The sequence below is a fragment of the Streptomyces plumbidurans genome (genome assembly GCF_019857225.1).
GTDB lineage: Bacteria > Actinomycetota > Actinomycetes > Streptomycetales > Streptomycetaceae > Streptomyces > Streptomyces plumbidurans.
Window position 1 is genome coordinate 84,241 of the sequence record NZ_JAFJSY010000017.1, and the last position, 15,728, is coordinate 99,968.

13 protein-coding genes are annotated in these 15,728 nt (G+C 70.0%); 8 read left to right on the forward strand and 5 right to left on the reverse strand.

Annotated features, from left to right (window positions below; translation table 11 throughout):
- Position 1: 1 nt before the first annotated feature.
- The gene (locus JYK17_RS14265) at positions 2-826 is read right to left on the reverse strand and encodes a Fic family protein (protein ID WP_108010882.1); all 825 of its coding nucleotides are present in this window, start codon (positions 824-826) and stop codon (positions 2-4) included.
- 101 nt (positions 827-927) lie between these two features.
- Between JYK17_RS14265 and JYK17_RS14270 the strand changes: the two genes are divergently transcribed.
- Positions 928-1,908, forward strand: a complete 981-nt coding sequence (locus JYK17_RS14270) for an ATP-binding protein (RefSeq protein WP_222810487.1) — start codon at positions 928-930, stop codon at positions 1,906-1,908.
- 6 nt (positions 1,909-1,914) lie between these two features.
- Here the strand turns inward: JYK17_RS14270 and JYK17_RS14275 are convergent, their stop codons facing one another.
- Positions 1,915-3,186 carry a polysaccharide deacetylase family protein gene (locus tag JYK17_RS14275; RefSeq protein ID WP_108010881.1) on the reverse strand — a complete coding sequence of 424 codons (1,272 nt, stop codon included), beginning with the start codon at positions 3,184-3,186 and terminating at the stop codon, positions 1,915-1,917.
- A 334-nt stretch (positions 3,187-3,520) separates the two neighbouring features.
- On the opposite strand from JYK17_RS14275, the gene JYK17_RS14280 reads away from it, so the two are divergent.
- The 6 genes from JYK17_RS14280 to JYK17_RS40515 all read left to right on the forward strand — a co-directional run bounded on the left by JYK17_RS14280 (position 3,521) and on the right by JYK17_RS40515 (position 11,597).
- A complete protein-coding gene (locus JYK17_RS14280; protein ID WP_222810488.1) occupies positions 3,521-5,977 on the forward strand; it encodes a SulP family inorganic anion transporter in 2,457 nt (818 codons plus the stop codon).
- 185 nt (positions 5,978-6,162) lie between these two features.
- Positions 6,163-8,118 (forward strand): acetate--CoA ligase, encoded by a 1,956-nt coding sequence (gene acs / locus JYK17_RS14285; protein ID WP_222810489.1) that lies wholly within the window; start codon positions 6,163-6,165, stop codon positions 8,116-8,118.
- 191 nt (positions 8,119-8,309) lie between these two features.
- Positions 8,310-9,746 carry a Na+/H+ antiporter NhaA gene (nhaA, locus tag JYK17_RS14290; RefSeq protein WP_108010875.1) on the forward strand — a complete coding sequence of 479 codons (1,437 nt, stop codon included), beginning with the start codon at positions 8,310-8,312 and terminating at the stop codon, positions 9,744-9,746.
- Between the two features lie 60 nt (positions 9,747-9,806).
- Positions 9,807-10,322: a phage holin family protein gene (locus JYK17_RS14295; protein WP_128802581.1), complete on the forward strand. Its 516-nt coding sequence runs from the start codon at positions 9,807-9,809 to the stop codon at positions 10,320-10,322.
- A complete protein-coding gene (locus JYK17_RS14300) occupies positions 10,319-11,287 on the forward strand; it encodes an alpha/beta fold hydrolase (protein ID WP_128802580.1) in 969 nt (322 codons plus the stop codon). The genes JYK17_RS14295 and JYK17_RS14300 overlap by 4 nt, the downstream gene beginning before the upstream one ends.
- A gap of 127 nt (positions 11,288-11,414) precedes the next feature.
- Positions 11,415-11,597 carry a hypothetical protein gene (locus tag JYK17_RS40515; protein ID WP_108010869.1) on the forward strand — a complete coding sequence of 61 codons (183 nt, stop codon included), beginning with the start codon at positions 11,415-11,417 and terminating at the stop codon, positions 11,595-11,597.
- A 51-nt stretch (positions 11,598-11,648) separates the two neighbouring features.
- Here the strand turns inward: JYK17_RS40515 and JYK17_RS14305 are convergent, their stop codons facing one another.
- The 3 genes from JYK17_RS14305 to nth all read right to left on the reverse strand — a co-directional run bounded on the left by JYK17_RS14305 (position 11,649) and on the right by nth (position 14,711).
- Positions 11,649-12,848, reverse strand: a complete 1,200-nt coding sequence (locus JYK17_RS14305; RefSeq protein WP_128802579.1) for a MarP family serine protease — start codon at positions 12,846-12,848, stop codon at positions 11,649-11,651.
- A 56-nt stretch (positions 12,849-12,904) separates the two neighbouring features.
- The gene (locus JYK17_RS14310; protein WP_108010865.1) at positions 12,905-13,600 is read right to left on the reverse strand and encodes an NUDIX hydrolase; all 696 of its coding nucleotides are present in this window, start codon (positions 13,598-13,600) and stop codon (positions 12,905-12,907) included.
- A 109-nt stretch (positions 13,601-13,709) separates the two neighbouring features.
- Positions 13,710-14,711, reverse strand: a complete 1,002-nt coding sequence (gene nth, locus JYK17_RS14315; protein WP_108010863.1) for an endonuclease III — start codon at positions 14,709-14,711, stop codon at positions 13,710-13,712.
- A gap of 276 nt (positions 14,712-14,987) precedes the next feature.
- Here nth and JYK17_RS14320 point away from each other — a divergent pair, with 276 nt between their 5' ends.
- On the forward strand, positions 14,988-15,662 hold the full coding sequence (locus tag JYK17_RS14320) for a Crp/Fnr family transcriptional regulator (RefSeq protein ID WP_016437305.1): 675 nt from the start codon (positions 14,988-14,990) through the stop codon (positions 15,660-15,662).
- Positions 15,663-15,728: the final 66 nt, after the last annotated feature.

Here is a 15,728-nt window from a genome sequence, read left to right on the forward strand (position 1 = left end):
CTCAGGCGGCCCCGCGCTGCAGTGCCTCGCACACGGCCGTCGACTCACGCGCACCGAGCCCAACTGCTTTTCCGCAGTGGGCGATCCAGGCGGCCACTCCCTCGGGCGTACCGGAGACATAGCCGTCGAGCGCGGCCAGATAGGCGGCCCGGCCCAGTTCGGCGTGGCCGACCTCCGCGGGGCAGACCGACTTCGGGTCGAGGCCGCTGCCGACGAGGACGATGCGTTCGGCGGTGCGCGCGATCAGGCCGTTGTGGGACGTGAAGGGGCGCAGCGCGAGGAGTTCGCCGTGGACGACGGCGGCGGTGATCAGAGCCGGGGCCGAACTGCCCGAGATGATCAGCTCGGACAGGCCCTCCAGTCGGCCGTGGGCCTCGTCCGCGCGCGGGAGGTCCAGTTCGATCAGCGGTTCGTCGACGGGCTCGCCCGCCTGCCGCGGCCGGCCGACCTCGTCCTCGTTGCCGGCGGCGGCCACCAGGTGCAGCCGGGCCAGGACCCGCAGGGGCGACTGCCGCCAGATGGACAGCAGTTGACCCGCCTCCGCGGTGAGCCTCAGCGCGGCGCCCACCACGCGCGCGTCGTCGTCACCGCTGAAGTCGCTGCGCCGGCGCACCTCCTCCAGGGCCCAGTCGGCGCCCGAGAGCGCCGCGGAGCCACGGGCGCCGCGCAGCGCCGCCTCGGAGGTGATCTCGTTGCTGCGGCGCCGCATGACCCGGTGCCCGTAGACCCGGTCCACGGCCTTGCGCACGGACTCCACGGACTCGGCGACACCGGGCAGCGAAGCCAGGGCGGCGAGCGGATCGGCGGTCGCGCCTGTCGTACTCATGAGTACGACACTAGCCACCCAGGGGGCGCGCCCCACGATTGAGTGGTCTTCTTCACGCATGTCTGCCACGCACAGCTATCGGACGACTACGCTTCGTGAACATGAAAATTGCTTTCGTCGGGAAGGGCGGCAGCGGCAAGACCACTCTGTCCTCTCTGTTCATCCGCCACCTCGCGGCCGCCGGAGCGCCGGTCGTCGCCGTGGACGCGGACATCAACCAGCACCTGGGCGTCGCGCTCGGCCTCGACGAGGAGGACGCCGCGGCGCTGCCGGCGATGGGCGACCGGCTGCCGCTGATCAAGGACTACCTGCGCGGCTCCAACCCGCGCATCACCTCGGCCGAGTCGATGATCAAGACCACGCCGCCCGGCGAGGGCTCACGGCTGCTGCGCGTGCGCGAGGACAACCCGGTCTACGAGGCCTGTGCGCGTCCGGTGGAACTCGACGGCACCGCCGTCCGTTTGATGGTCACCGGCCCCTTCACGGACGCCGACCTGGGGGTCGCCTGCTACCACTCCAAGACAGGAGCGGTGGAGCTGTGCCTGAACCACCTGGTGGACGGGCAGGGCGAGTACGTCGTGGTGGACATGACGGCGGGCTCGGACTCCTTCGCCTCGGGCATGTTCACCCGCTTCGACATGACGTTCCTCGTCGCCGAGCCGACCCGGAAGGGGGTCTCCGTCTATCGCCAGTACAGGGAGTACGCCCGTGACTTCGGCGTCGTGCTGAAAGTCGTCGGCAACAAGGTGCAGGGCCAGGAGGATCTCGACTTCCTGCGCGCCGAGGTCGGGGACGACCTGCTGGTGACCGTGGGGCACTCGGACTGGGTGCGCTCCATGGAGAAGGGCCGCCCGCCACGGTTCGAGCTCCTGGAGGACGCCAACCGCCGCGCCCTGCGCATCCTGCGCGTCGCCGCGGACGCGACGTACGAACTGCGGGACCGGGAGAGCTACATGCACCAGATGGTGCACTTCCACCTGAAGAACGCGGCCTCCTGGGGCAACGCGCGAACGGGGGCCGACCTGGCGGCGCAGGTCGACCCCGGGTTCGTGCTCGGCGAGGGCGTCACCGCCGCGGTGTGACCGGGGCTAGTGCTTGGCCGCGGGCGCCCCGGGCGCGCCCTTCGGGGCCGGGGCGGGGCGGCCCGACAGGTAGGACGCCCAGCCCTGCTTGGGTGCCTCGCCCACGGTGAGGTCGCGCAGCTTCGCCAGGACCTTCGGGTCCTGGGCGTCCAGCCAGTCGGCCAGCTGGTGGAAGGACACGCAGCGCACGTCGGGCTTGTTGCAGACCTTCTCGACGACCTCTTCGACGGCGCGCATGTAGGTGCCGCCGTTCCAGGCCTCGAAGTGGTTGCCGACGACCAGGGGTGCGCGGTTGCCGTTGTAGGCGCGGCTGAAGCCCTTCAGCAGGCCGTCGCGCATCTGGTCGCCCCAATAATCGAACTTGTCGGGGTCACCCTGGGTCTGGGTGCCGGACTGGTTGACCATGAAGTTGTAGTCCATGGTGAGCTGCTCGTAGGAGTGGCCGGGGAAGGGCACGAGCTGCATCGACAGGTCCCACAGCCCTCCCTTCTTCTTCGGCCAGAGCTGTTCGTCGACCCCGCTGGAGTCGTAGCGGAAGCCCAGTTGGCGGGCGGCCTTCACAAAGTTCTGCTGGCCCTCGAGACAGGGTGTGCGCCCGCCGATGAGCTCCTTGTCGTAGTCGAAGGGCAGTGGGGCCGCCTTCGTCCTGCCGGTGTTGGTCTTCCAGCTCTTGACGAACTTCTTGGCCTGCGCGATCTCGCTCTTCCACTCGGCGACCGACCACTCGCCGACCCCGCCGTTCTTGCCGCAGAAGTGGCCGTTGAAGTGGGTGCCGATCTCGTTGCCCTCCAGCCACGCGAGGCGGACGTTGTCGAGCGTGGCCTTGATGTGCGCGTCGGTGAGGTAGCCGATGTCGGAGCTGCCCGGCGAGTGCTGCGGCGGCTTGTACAGGTCGCGCTTGTCCTCCGGGAGCAGGTACAGGCCGCTGAGGAAGAACGTCATGTTCGCGTGGTTGGCCTTGGCGACCTTGCGGAAGTGGGAGAACAGCTTGTGGTCGTCCTCTCCCGCGCCGTCCCAGGAGAAGACGACGAACTGCGGAGGCTTCTGGCCGGGCCGCAGGCGCTCGGGTCTGGGCAGGTGCGGTTGGGCTCCGGTGTACGCGGTGGAGCCGTCGCCGATCAGCCGGACGACGCTGCCCGGCGCCAGGACCGGCTTAACCTTCTGCGGACCTGGAGCACCTCCCTTGGTGCCGCTGGAGCCGAGCGCGCAGCCGGCGACCGATGCGGCACAGGCCGCGGCGATCACGGCACCTTTGGCGATCCTGTGGGTGGCGGCCATGTTCCGCTCACCTTCTTCCTTCTCTCAGGCCAACGCCGGTGAGGGCGTTTTCTGGTGGTATGCCGGGCTTGCCCGGCAACGCCGCCAAGGTCGCACGGGGCCGAGAAGGAATTAGTACGACAAGCCGATGAAATGACCCCTTCACTCATCAGTGGGATTCGTTACCCCATTCGCCAGGAAGCTCTATGCCTTCCCTTTACTCTGAATTACGATCTGTTTACCGAGCGTTGATTCATCCCGCCGCTGCACGCCGTGACCCACGGCCGCGACCAACCCCCGCCCATCGGTGGGGACGACCTGATCCGCGACCGCGCCGCCCGGAGGAGACGGGAACATGTCAGCCTGTGCCCCCACCTGCACCATCGACCACTCCCACGCCAAACACACCCACCAACCCCACAGCCCGCCGCCCGCCCGGGGCCGTCGTTTCCGCATCGCGGGAGCCGATGTGTCGGCCTCGATCGCGGTCTTCCTGATCGCTCTTCCCCTGTCCCTGGGCATCGCCCTCGCCACCGGCGCTCCGCTTCAGGCGGGCCTGGTCGCCGCCGCGGTCGGCGGGCTCGTCGCCGGATGGATCGGCGGCTGCCCGCTCCAGGTCAGCGGACCCGCCGCGGGACTCACGGTCGTCACCGCCGACCTCATCCACCAGTACGGCTGGCGTACGACCTGTGCCGTCACGGTCCTCGCCGGTATCGCCCAACTCGGCCTGGGCTGCCTGCGCGTGGCGCGCTCGGCGCTCGCCGTCAGCCCCGCCATCGTGCACGGCATGCTCGCCGGCATCGGCGTCACCATCGCCGTCGCCCAGGTGCACATCGTGCTCGGCGGCACCCCGCAGAGCTCCGTCCTCGCCAATGTCCAAGCGCTGCCCGCCCAGTTGGCGAATCTGCACCCCGCCGCCGTGGCCGTCAGCGCGCTGACCCTGACCCTGCTGTCGCTCTGGCCGCGCCTCCCCGGCCGGACCGGGCGTCTGCTGCGCAGCATCCCGGCCGCGCTCGTCTCCGTGGCGGGCGCCACCGTGGCCGCCGCGCTCGCCGGGCTGACCCTGCCCAGGGTCGACCTGCCGTCCTGGAGCAGCCATGCTCTGGCCGGGCTTCCCGAGGGGCCGGTGCTCGGCCTGACCGCGGCCGTGCTCACCACCACGCTGGTGTGCAGCGTGCAGTCGCTGCTCGGCGCTGTCGCCGTGGACAAGATGGTGGCGGCGCGGCCCGGCCTGACGGCCCGCGTCCGACGCGCCGACCTGGACCGTGAACTGCTCGGACAGGGCGCAGCCAACATCGTCTCCGGCGCACTCGGCGGGCTGCCCGTCGCCGGGGTGGCCGTGCGGAGTTCGGCGAATGTCAACGCGGGAGCCGTGAGCAGGAACTCCACGATGCTGCACGGCGTTCTCGTAGTAGTCGCCGCGCTGCTGATGATCCCGGTCCTCGAGTTCATCCCGCTCGCCTCACTCGCCGCCCTGGTGATGGCCGTCGGCATCCGGATGGTGTCCCTGCACCACATCCGCACGGTGACCCGCCACCGCGAAGTGCTGGTGTACGCCGCCACCGCACTCGGCGTCGTGATCCTCGGCGTCCTGCAAGGGGTGGCCCTGGGGATTGCCATGGCCGTCGCCGTCGCCATGCAACGCCTCGCCCGCACCCGCATCACGCACGAGGAGAAGGAAGGAGTCCATCACGTCAGAGTCCGAGGGCAGTTGACGTTCCTCGCGGTGCCACGGCTCAGCCGGGCCCTGCATCTCGTACCCCAAGGCGCCCATGCCGTCGTGGAGTTGGACGGCTCCTTCATGGACCACGCGGCGTACGAGTCCCTGCAGGACTGGCAGAACACACACACCGCACGGGGCGGCTCCGCCGACCTGGCCGGCCGCAGAGTCGGTACCCGCACCACCGACACCGACACCGACACCGACGCCGACGCCGTCGATGCGGTCGAGGGGCTGGACGGATCCTCCGTCGGCTGCCGCTGCAGCCCCTGGACACCCTGGCGCAACCACCATTGCGTACGTCCGCGCCCCGCGATGCCCACCGGCTGCTCCGGTGCACCAACCACCCCCATCGGCACCGCCGCTCGCCAACTGGCCCATGGCATCAGGGCGTTCCAGCGCAACACCGCGCCGCTGGTGCGAGGAGAGCTGGCTCGGCTGGCGCGGGAGGGGCAGCAGCCGTCGCAGCTCTTCATCACCTGCGCCGACTCGCGGGTGGTGACGTCGATGATCACCTCCAGTGGTCCCGGCGACCTGTTCGTGGTGCGCAACGTCGGCAATTTCGTCCCGCTGCCGGGCGCGGAGAGCGGTGACGACTCGGTGGCGGCGGGGATCGAGTACGCGGTGGACGTACTGAAGGTGCGGTCCATCACGGTGTGCGGGCACTCCGGGTGCGGAGCCATGCAGGCACTGCTTGCCGCCGAGCCCGCCGAGCCCACCAAACCCGCCGAGCCCACCAAGCGGGCCGAGCCCACCAAGCCCACCAAGCGTGCCGAGCCCGGCACCCCCACCCCCCTCACGCGCTGGCTTCGCCACGGGCTCCCCAGCCTGGAGCGCATGGCGGGCGTCGGCCGGCCATGGACCCGTCCGCGCCTTGCGGGCAGGGATCCTGCCGACGCGGTCGAGCAGTTGTGTCTGACCAACGTGGTCCAGCAGTTGGCGCATCTGCGTGAGCACGAGTCGGTGTCCCGGGCTCTGCGGAACGGTGCGCTGGAGCTGCACGGGATGTACTTCCACGTCGGCGAGGCACAGGCGTATCTGTTGACCGGGGCGGGCGACGACGAGATGTTCGCCCATGTGGCGGCGGGCTGAACTCCGGCTGATCGGCGTCCGTGGGTACGGATGACCCCGGACGCCGCAGTACAGATCACCGCCTCCGCCCCACCACCCCCCTCAAAAGGTCTAAACCAATTTCCCATCGCCCCTTGTCATCGGCCCCCCGGGTCTGATGAGCTGTGGTCCAGGACACAACGGACACCCTGAGAAAGGGAGATGTCGTGAGCAACGAAAGCCTGGCCAACCTCTTGAAGGAGGAGCGACGCTTCGCGCCGCCGGCGGACCTGGCCGAGAATGCCAACGTCACGGCGGAGGCGTACGAACAGGCCAAGGCTGACAGGCTCGGCTTCTGGGCCGAGCAGGCACGTCGGCTGACCTGGGCCAAGGAGCCGACCGAGACGCTGGACTGGTCGAACCCGCCGTTCGCCAAGTGGTTCAAGGACGGCGAGCTCAACGTCGCGTACAACTGCGTCGACCGCCATGTGGAGGCCGGCCACGGCGACCGGGTCGCCATCCACTTCGAGGGCGAGCCCGGCGACAGCCGCGCCATCACCTACGCCGAGCTCAAGGACGAGGTGAGCAAGGCCGCCAACGCCCTGCTGGAGCTGGGAGTTCAGAAGGGCGACCGGGTCGCCGTCTACATGCCGATGATCCCGGAGACGGCGATCGCGATGCTGGCGTGCGCCCGCATCGGCGCCGCGCACTCCGTTGTCTTCGGCGGCTTCTCCGCGGACGCGCTCGCCACCCGTATCGAGGACGCCGACGCCAAGGTGGTCATCACCTCGGACGGCGGCTACCGGCGCGGCAAGCCCTCCGCCCTCAAGCCGGCCGTCGACGAGGCCGTCGCGCGCGTGGACAACGTCAGCCATGTGCTGGTGGTCCGCCGTACGGGCCAGGAGGTCGCCTGGAACGACGAGCGCGACGTGTGGTGGCACGAGATCGTCGACCGGCAGTCGGCGGAGCACACGCCGCAGGCCTTCGACGCCGAGCACCCGCTGTTCATCCTGTACACGTCGGGTACGACGGGCAAGCCGAAGGGCATCCTGCACACCTCCGGCGGCTACCTCACCCAGACCGCGTACACCCACCACGCCGTCTTCGACCTCAAGCCGGAGACCGACGTCTACTGGTGCACGGCCGACGTCGGCTGGGTCACCGGCCACTCGTACATCGTCTACGGGCCGCTCGCCAACGGCGCGACCCAGGTCATGTACGAGGGCACGCCCGACACCCCGCACCAGGGCCGGTTCTGGGAGATCGTGCAGAAGTACGGGGTGACGATCCTGTACACGGCGCCGACCGCGATCCGTACGTTCATGAAGTGGGGCGACGACATCCCCGCGAAGTTCGACCTGTCCAGCCTGCGCGTCCTCGGTTCGGTCGGTGAGCCGATCAACCCCGAGGCGTGGATCTGGTACCGCAAGAACATCGGCGCCGACCGCACCCCGGTCGTCGACACGTGGTGGCAGACCGAGACCGGCGCGATGATGATCTCGCCGCTGCCGGGCGTCACGGCCGCCAAGCCCGGTTCCGCGCAGACGCCGCTGCCCGGCATCTCCGCGACCGTCGTCGACGACGAGGCCAACGAGGTGCCCAACGGTGGCGGCGGTTACCTCGTCCTCACCGAGCCGTGGCCGTCGATGCTGCGCACCATCTGGGGCGACGACCAGCGCTTCATCGACACGTACTGGTCGCGCTTCGAGGGCAAGTACTTCGCCGGTGACGGGGCGAAGAAGGACGACGACGGCGACATCTGGCTGCTGGGCCGGGTCGACGACGTGATGCTGGTGTCCGGGCACAACATCTCCACCACGGAGGTGGAATCGGCGCTGGTGTCGCACCCGTCGGTCGCCGAGGCGGCCGTGGTCGGCGCAACGGACGAGACCACCGGACAGGCCATCGTCGCCTTCGTGATTCTGCGCGGTACGGCGGCCGAGACCGAGGACCTGGTCGGCGAGCTGCGCAACCACGTCGGCACCACCCTCGGCCCGATCGCCAAGCCCAAGCGCATCCTGCCGGTCGCGGAGCTGCCCAAGACCCGCTCCGGCAAGATCATGCGCCGCCTGCTGCGCGACGTCGCCGAGAACCGCCAGCTCGGCGACGTGACGACGCTGACGGACTCGACGGTCATGGACCTCATCCAGGACAAGCTGCCGTCGGCCGCCTCCGAGGACTGAGCGCGGCCCGGTGAGGACCGGGTACGGCAGGGAAGGGCGCCCGGCGCGAGACGCGCCGGGCGCCCTTTTCGCGCCTAACGTAGGGATCGCCGGATTCCTCCCTTGCCACCTTAGGTAAACTAAACAAAGGTGCGCCGGGAAGTCTGGTCGGCAGTTGTTCCGCCCTGCCCACCGACCGGAGGTCTCCCACCGTGGCCGCGCCCCGCACCAGCCCCGCCCGCAAGGCTTTCGGACGTCTGTCCCTGCCGGAGCGGAACTTCGTCGCGAACGCGCTGCGCACCGAGACGGTCGGCGGCGTGCTCCTGCTCGCGGCGGCCGTGGCGGCACTCGTCTGGGCGAACATCCCCGCACTGCACGACAGCTACGAGAGCGTCAGCCACGTTCACTTCGGACCCGACGCGCTCGGCCTGAATCTGTCGGTCGCGCACTGGGCCGCCGACGGGCTGCTCGCGATCTTCTTCTTCGTCGCCGGCATCGAGCTCAAGCGCGAGCTGGTCGCCGGTGATCTCCGCGACCCCAGGGCGGCCGCCCTGCCGGTCGTAGCGGCCCTGTGCGGGATGGCCGTACCGGCCCTCGTCTACACGCTCACCAATCTGACCGGCGGCGGTTCGCTGCAGGGCTGGGCCGTCCCCACCGCGACCGACATCGCCTTCGCGCTGGCGGTCCTGGCGGTCATCGGTACGTCCCTGCCGAGCGCCCTGCGCGCCTTCCTTCTCACCCTCGCCGTCGTCGACGACCTCTTCGCGATCCTGATCATCGCCGTCTTCTTCACCAGCACCATCGACTTCGCGGCGCTCGCCGGCGCGGTCGTTGGCCTCGCGGTCTTCTGGCTGCTGCTGCGCAAGGGCGTGCGCGGCTGGTACGTCTACGTCCCGCTCGCCCTGGTGATCTGGGGGCTGATGTACAACAGCGGCGTCCACTCCACCATCGCGGGCGTCGCGATGGGCCTGATGCTGCGCTGCCATACGCGTGAGGGCGAGGCACACTCCCCGGGCGAGCGCATCGAGCATCTCGTACGGCCGCTGTCGGCCGGCCTCGCGGTCCCGCTGTTCGCGCTGTTCAGCGCCGGTGTCACCGTCTCGGGCGGCGCCCTGGGGGACGTGTTCACCAAGCCGGAGACGCTGGGTGTCGTCTTCGGCCTGGTCGTCGGCAAGGCGGTCGGGATCTTCGGCGGTACGTGGCTGACGGCCCGCTTCACCCGTGCGTCGCTGAGCGACGACCTCGCCTGGCCGGACGTGTTCGCGGTGGCGACCCTGGCCGGCATCGGCTTCACCGTGTCGCTGCTGATCGGCGAACTCGCCTTCGACGGGGACGCCGTACTGACTGACGAGGTCAAGGCCGCGGTGCTGTGCGGATCGCTGATCGCGGCGCTGCTGGCCACCGTGCTGCTGAAGATACGCAACACCCGGTACCGCAGGCTGTGCGAGGAAGAGGAGCGCGACGAGGACCTCGACGGCATCCCGGACGTGTACGAGCAGGACGATCCGGAGTATCACCTGAGGATGGCCGCCATCCACGAGAGCAAGGCCGCCGAGCACCGCAGGATCGCCGAACTGAAGGCGGCCGAGCGACGCGCGCTTGCCGAAGTACCGGGCGGGGCAGGCGAGGACGACGACCGTCCGGCATGATCTGACGGGACGGTACAAAAGGACCGCTCGAAGGCAGTACGGCAGAAGAGGGAGACCGCGATGAGCGCACCCGACGGCAGCCCGGTCGGCGCAGAACGCAGCATCGGCCAGCTGTTCGCCTCCGCGACGGCCGAGATGTCGGCGCTGGTGCACGACGAGATCGCGCTGGCCAAGGCGCAGCTCAAGCAGGACGTCAAGCGCGGCGCGACCAGCGGCGGCGCGTTCACGGTGGCCGCGGCCATCCTGGTGTTCTCCCTGCCGATGCTGAACTTCGCGCTGGCGTACGGGATCCACGCCTGGACCGGCGGTCACAACGGCGAGGACGGCTGGAACCTCGGCTGGTGCTTCCTGCTGTCCTTCGCGGCCAATGTCCTCCTCGCCGCCGTCCTCGCGCTGATCGGCATCGTCTTCGCGAAGAAGGCCAAGAAGGGCAAGGGGCCGCAGAAGGTCGCCGCGTCCATGAAGGAGACCGCGAACGTCCTGCAGAAGGCCAAGCCGCACCCGCGTCCCGAGTTGCCAGCGATCGAGGACCGGACCCCCGAAGCCATCGAGGCTGTGGCACGCTCATCCTCATGACGGGCTCGTTCATCCCTGCGGGGCACTCATCCTCGGCGCCATCGGCCTCGGTCGTACGCCCCGACGTCCTGCCCGACGGGACGAAGGTGACGCACCGCGAGGTCGCCGCCAACGGCGCGCGCTTCCACATCGCCGAGGCCGGCGACGGACCTCTCGTGCTGCTGCTGCACGGCTTCCCGCAGTTCTGGTGGGCCTGGCGGCACCAGCTGGGCGCCCTCGCCGACGAGGGCTTCCGGGCCGTGGCCATGGATCTGCGCGGCGTCGGCGGCAGCGACCGCACCCCGCGCGGCTACGACCCCGCGAACCTCGCCCTCGACATCACCGGCGTGATCCGCTCGCTGGGCGAGCCGGACGCCGCGCTCGTCGGCCACGACCTGGGCGGCTATCTGGCCTGGACGGCGGCCGTGATGCGCCCCAAGCTCGTACGCCGCCTCGCGGTCGCCTCGATGCCGCATCCCCGGCGCTGGCGCTCGGCGATGCTCTCGGACGTCAAGCAGACGCGCGCGGGCTCCTACATCTGGGGGTTCCAGCGCCCCTGGCTCCCCGAGCGGCAGCTGACCTCGGACGACGGCGCGCTCGTCGGCGAGCTGATCCGCGAGTGGTCGGGGCCGAACCCGGCCGACGACAAGGCGCTGGAGATCTACCGCCGCGCGATGTGCATCCCCTCCACGGCCCACTGCTCGATCGAGCCGTACCGCTGGATGGTCCGCTCGATGGCCCGTCCGGACGGGATCCAGTTCAACCGGCGGATGAAGCGGCCGCTGCGGGTGCCGACCCTGCATCTGCACGGTTCGCTCGACCCCGTGATGCGGACGCGGAGCGCGGCCGGGTCCGGCGAGTACGTCGAAGCGCCGTACCGCTGGCGGCTGTTCGACGGACTGGGGCACTTCCCGCACGAGGAGGATCCGGTCGCTTTCACCACAGAACTGGTCAATTGGCTGAAGGATCCCGAACCGGATCGGTGAGCGTTCCCATGCGTCCGGTATCCGGATCTGAACAGGTGTCCGACGAACGGCCAATTGCCTGGCGCATAGGCCAATTGGGAGCCCTGGGAGCGGTTATCGACCTTGGGGCAGGGGCACACGTCGGGGTATGGGCTGGACGCACGACTACGGTGACGCAGCACGCAACCGACGCTCGGCCACTGGTCTGAGCTCCCACCAGCGAGGCGGTGCAACGCAGATGACGGGCACGGACCTCCGCGTGGGCATACCGCACATTCTGCGCCGCAGGGCCCGCTGGGTCTCCGTACGCCTGCGTCACCCGCGCGGCTGACGGCCCCTCTTCCTCCACCACGAGAACTCGCGGGGCACAGCTGTCACCGGCTCAAAGGGCACAGCTGTCGCTGTCCACCTGCTGGTTGGCCGTACGCCCCTGGGTGATGTCCGCCTGGATCTCGTCGGCGGTGAGCGCGTATCCCGTGTCGGCGTCGTCGAGGGACTTCGCGAAGACGACGCCGTAGACATTGCCCTGGGGCGTCAGCAGCGGGCCGCCGGAGTTGCCCTGGCGGACGGTCGTGTACAGCGAGTAGACGTCGCGGCGGACGGTGCCCCGGTGGTAGATGTCCGGGCCGTTGGCGGGCAGGCGGCCCCGCACGCGTGCGGCCCGGACGTCGTAGGCGCCGTTCTCCGGGAAGCCCGCGATGATCGCGCTGTCGCCGCTTCGGGCGTCCGTGGTGGTGAACTTCAGGGCGGGCGCCCGGAGATCGGGTACGTCGAGCACGGCGATGTCGCGGTGCCAGTCGTAGAGGACGACCTTCGCGTCGTACTTCCTGCCCTCGCCGCCTATCTGGACGGTGGGCTCGTCGACGCCGCCGACGACATGCGCGTTGGTCATCACCCGGCGGTCGCCGAAGACGAAGCCGCTGCCCTCCAGGACCTTGCCGCAACTCTGGGCCGTGCCCACGACCTTGACGATGGAGCGCTTGGCGCGCGTGACCACGGGGCTGTTGGCGAGGGCGGGGTCGGGGGGCCGTACGTCGGTGATCGGTTCGTTCGCGAACGGGCTGAAGACCTGCGGGAAGCCGTTCTGCGCGAGCACCGAGGAGAAGTCCGCGAACCAGGTGTCCGCCTGGTTGGGCAGCGCCCGGGAGACGCCGAGGAGCACCTGCGAGTTGCGGACCTCCTTGCCGAGGGTCGGCAGGGTGGTGCCCGCGAGGGCGGAGCCGATCAGCCAGGCCACCAGGAGCATGGCCACGACGTTGACGAGGGCGCCGCCGGTCGCGTCCAGGGCACGGGCCGGGGACCAGGTGATGAACCGGCGCAGCTTGTTGCCCAGATGGGTGGTCAGCGCCTGGCCGACCGAGGCGCAGACGATGACGACGACAACCGCGACGACCGCGGCCGTGGTGCTCACCTCGGCGTTGTCGGTCAGCGCGTCCCAGATGACGGGCAGGGTGTAGACGGCGACGAGACCGCCGCCCAGGAAGCCGATCACCGACAGGATGCCGACGACGAAGCCCTGGCGATAACCCACGATCGCGAACCAGACGGCGGCGACCAGCAACAGGATGTCCAGCACGTTCACCGGTTCGAGCCTCGCCTCATCACTTCGCGGTCACCTCAGGTACGGCAGACACCCTGTCATGACCGCCAGTCGAGCGGGACCTGCTTGTCACGGTCCCAGGGGCGCTCCCAGCCCGCGTAGTGGAACAGGCGGTCGATGATTCCCGCCGTGAAGCCCCACACCAGGGCCGATTCGACCAGAAATGCCGGACCTCGGTGGCCGCTGGGATGCACCGTGGTGACCCGGTTGTCGGGGTTCGTGAGATCCGCCACGGGGACCGTGAAGACGCGGGCCGTCTCGTTCGGGTCGACGACGCCGACCGGGCTCGGCTCGCGCCACCAGCCCAGCACCGGCGTCACCACGAAGCCGCTGACCGGGATGTACAGCCTCGGCAGGACGCCGAAGAGCTGGACGCCGGACGCATCGAGCCCCGTCTCCTCCTCGGCCTCGCGCAGCGCGGCTCTGAGCGGCCCCTCGGCCGCCGGGTCGCCGTCCTCGGGGTCGAGGGCGCCGCCCGGGAAGGACGGCTGGCCGGCATGTGATCTCAGGGAACTCGCCCGCTCCATGAGCAGCAGCTCGGGGCCGCGCTCGCCCTCACCGAAGAGGACCAGGACCGCGGACTGCCGGCCCGCGCCGTCCTCCGGCGGCAGGAAACGGCTCAACTGCAGCGGCTGCACCGTCTCCACGGCCCGCACCACCGGGTCCAGCCACTCGGGCAGCCCCTCCTTGGTGACCGTCACCGGACCGCCCTGCGTATGGCTCGCGCGCGTCATCGCCACCCCCGTCCTGCCGAGTCCAACGTCCCGCGTACCCGAGATCGTTCCTGAGCCACCCGATCGGGGCCGTGGCGCGAAACAGCGCCCGCCGTCACGGCGCCCCCCATCAGGCGCCCAGGGGCGGGGCCGGCTTTCCGCCCGCGTCGAGGTACGACTGCGGGGGCTTCAGGCGCTGGCCGGGGAAGCCGCCCTTCTCGTACTTCAGGAGCTTCTTCGCCTTCTCCGGGTCCGTCTCGCCCTCGCCGTACGCCGGGCAGAGCGGGGCGATGGGGCAGGCACCGCAGGCGGGCTTGCGGGCGTGGCAGATGCGGCGGCCGTGCCAGATCACATGGTGCGAGAGGTCCGTCCAGTCGCTCTTGGGGAACAGCGCGCCGACCGCGGCCTCGATCTTGTCCGGGTCGGTCTGATCGGTCCACTGCCAGCGCCGCACCAGCCGCTGGAAGTGCGTGTCCACCGTGATGCCGGGGCGCCCGAAGGCGTTGCCGAGCACCACGAAGGCGGTCTTGCGGCCCACACCGGGCAGCTTGACCAGATCCTCGAGGCGGCCGGGGACCTCCCCGCCGAACTGCTCCACCAGCGCCTTCGACAGCCCCATGACGGACTTGGTCTTGGCCCGGAAGAAGCCGGTCGGGCGGAGGATCTCCTCGACCTCCTCGGGGTTGGCGGCGGCCAGGTCCTCGGGGGTGGGGTACTTGGCGAAGAGCGCCGGCGTCGTCTGGTTGACCCTGAGGTCGGTGGTCTGCGCCGACAGGACCGTGGCGATCACGAGCTGGAAGGGGTTGTCGAAGTCCAGCTCCGGGTGGGCGTACGGATACACATCGGCGAGTTCGCGGTTGATGCGGCGGGCGCGGCGGACCAGCGCGGTGTGCGACTCACCCGTCGGCGGCTTGGCGACGGGCTGCGCGGCAGGGACACCCTTGACAGCGGCGGTCGCCTTCTTCGGCGCGACGGTCGCTTTCTTGACGGGTGCCTTCTTCGCCGGCGCCGACTTTTTCACTGCGGAGGAAGCCTTTTTCACGGCGGTCTTCTTCGCGGCGGCCTTCTTCACCGCGGCGCCTTTCGCCTCTTTTGCCGGTTTCTTTCCACCGCCGGAGTTCTGTTCGCCCACAGCGGAATCACGACGTACTACCACCCGCCCAGCCCCCTTGGCCTGTGCTCTCACCGGCGTTTTGGACACCCGGCCAGCCTAGAGCCCGACACTGACATCCGCCCCGGACCTGGGAGACCGGCCCCCAATTGGACCCCTGCCGCTTACCTCGGGACATGTGTGCGGCATCCTTGTGACAGATCACACTGTTTGGACCGTCCGGCAAAATGGGGAGCACGGTCCCCTGGTACCAAGGGGGATGAAGATCCCCTGAGCAGGTCGACAAGGAGAGAACTCGTGGACGACGTTCTGCGGCGCAACCCGCTCTTCGCGGCGCTCGACGATGAGCAGGCCGCGGAGCTCCGCGCCTCCATGAGTGAGGTGACCCTCGCGCGCGGTGACTCGCTGTTCCACGAGGGCGACCCCGGTGACCGGCTCTACGTCGTCACCGAGGGCAAGGTGAAGCTCCACCGCACCTCCCCCGACGGCCGCGAGAACATGCTCGCCGTCGTCGGCCCCAGCGAGCTGATCGGTGAGCTCTCGCTCTTCGACCCGGGCCCGCGCACCGCCACGGGCACCGCCCTGACCGAGGTCAAGCTCCTCGGCCTGGGCCACGGCGACCTCCAGCCCTGGCTGAGCGCCCGCCCCGAGGTGGCCGGAGCCCTCCTGCGCGCCGTCGCCCGCCGACTGCGCAAGACCAACGACGCGATGTCCGACCTCGTCTTCTCCGACGTCCCCGGCCGCGTCGCCCGAGCCCTGCTGGACCTCTCGCGCCGCTTCGGCGTGCAGTCCGAGGAGGGCATCCACGTCGTCCACGACCTGACGCAGGAGGAGCTGGCCCAGCTGGTCGGCGCCTCCCGCGAGACGGTCAACAAGGCGCTGGCCGACTTCGCCCAGCGCGGATGGCTCCGCCTGGAGGCGCGCGCGGTGATCCTCCTGGACGTCGAACGGCTCGCCAAGCGCTCCCGCTGACGCCCGGTCGTCCCAGCCGTGTTCCGGGGGCCCTGCCCCCGGACGGCTGCTCCAGCGTCCCCATGG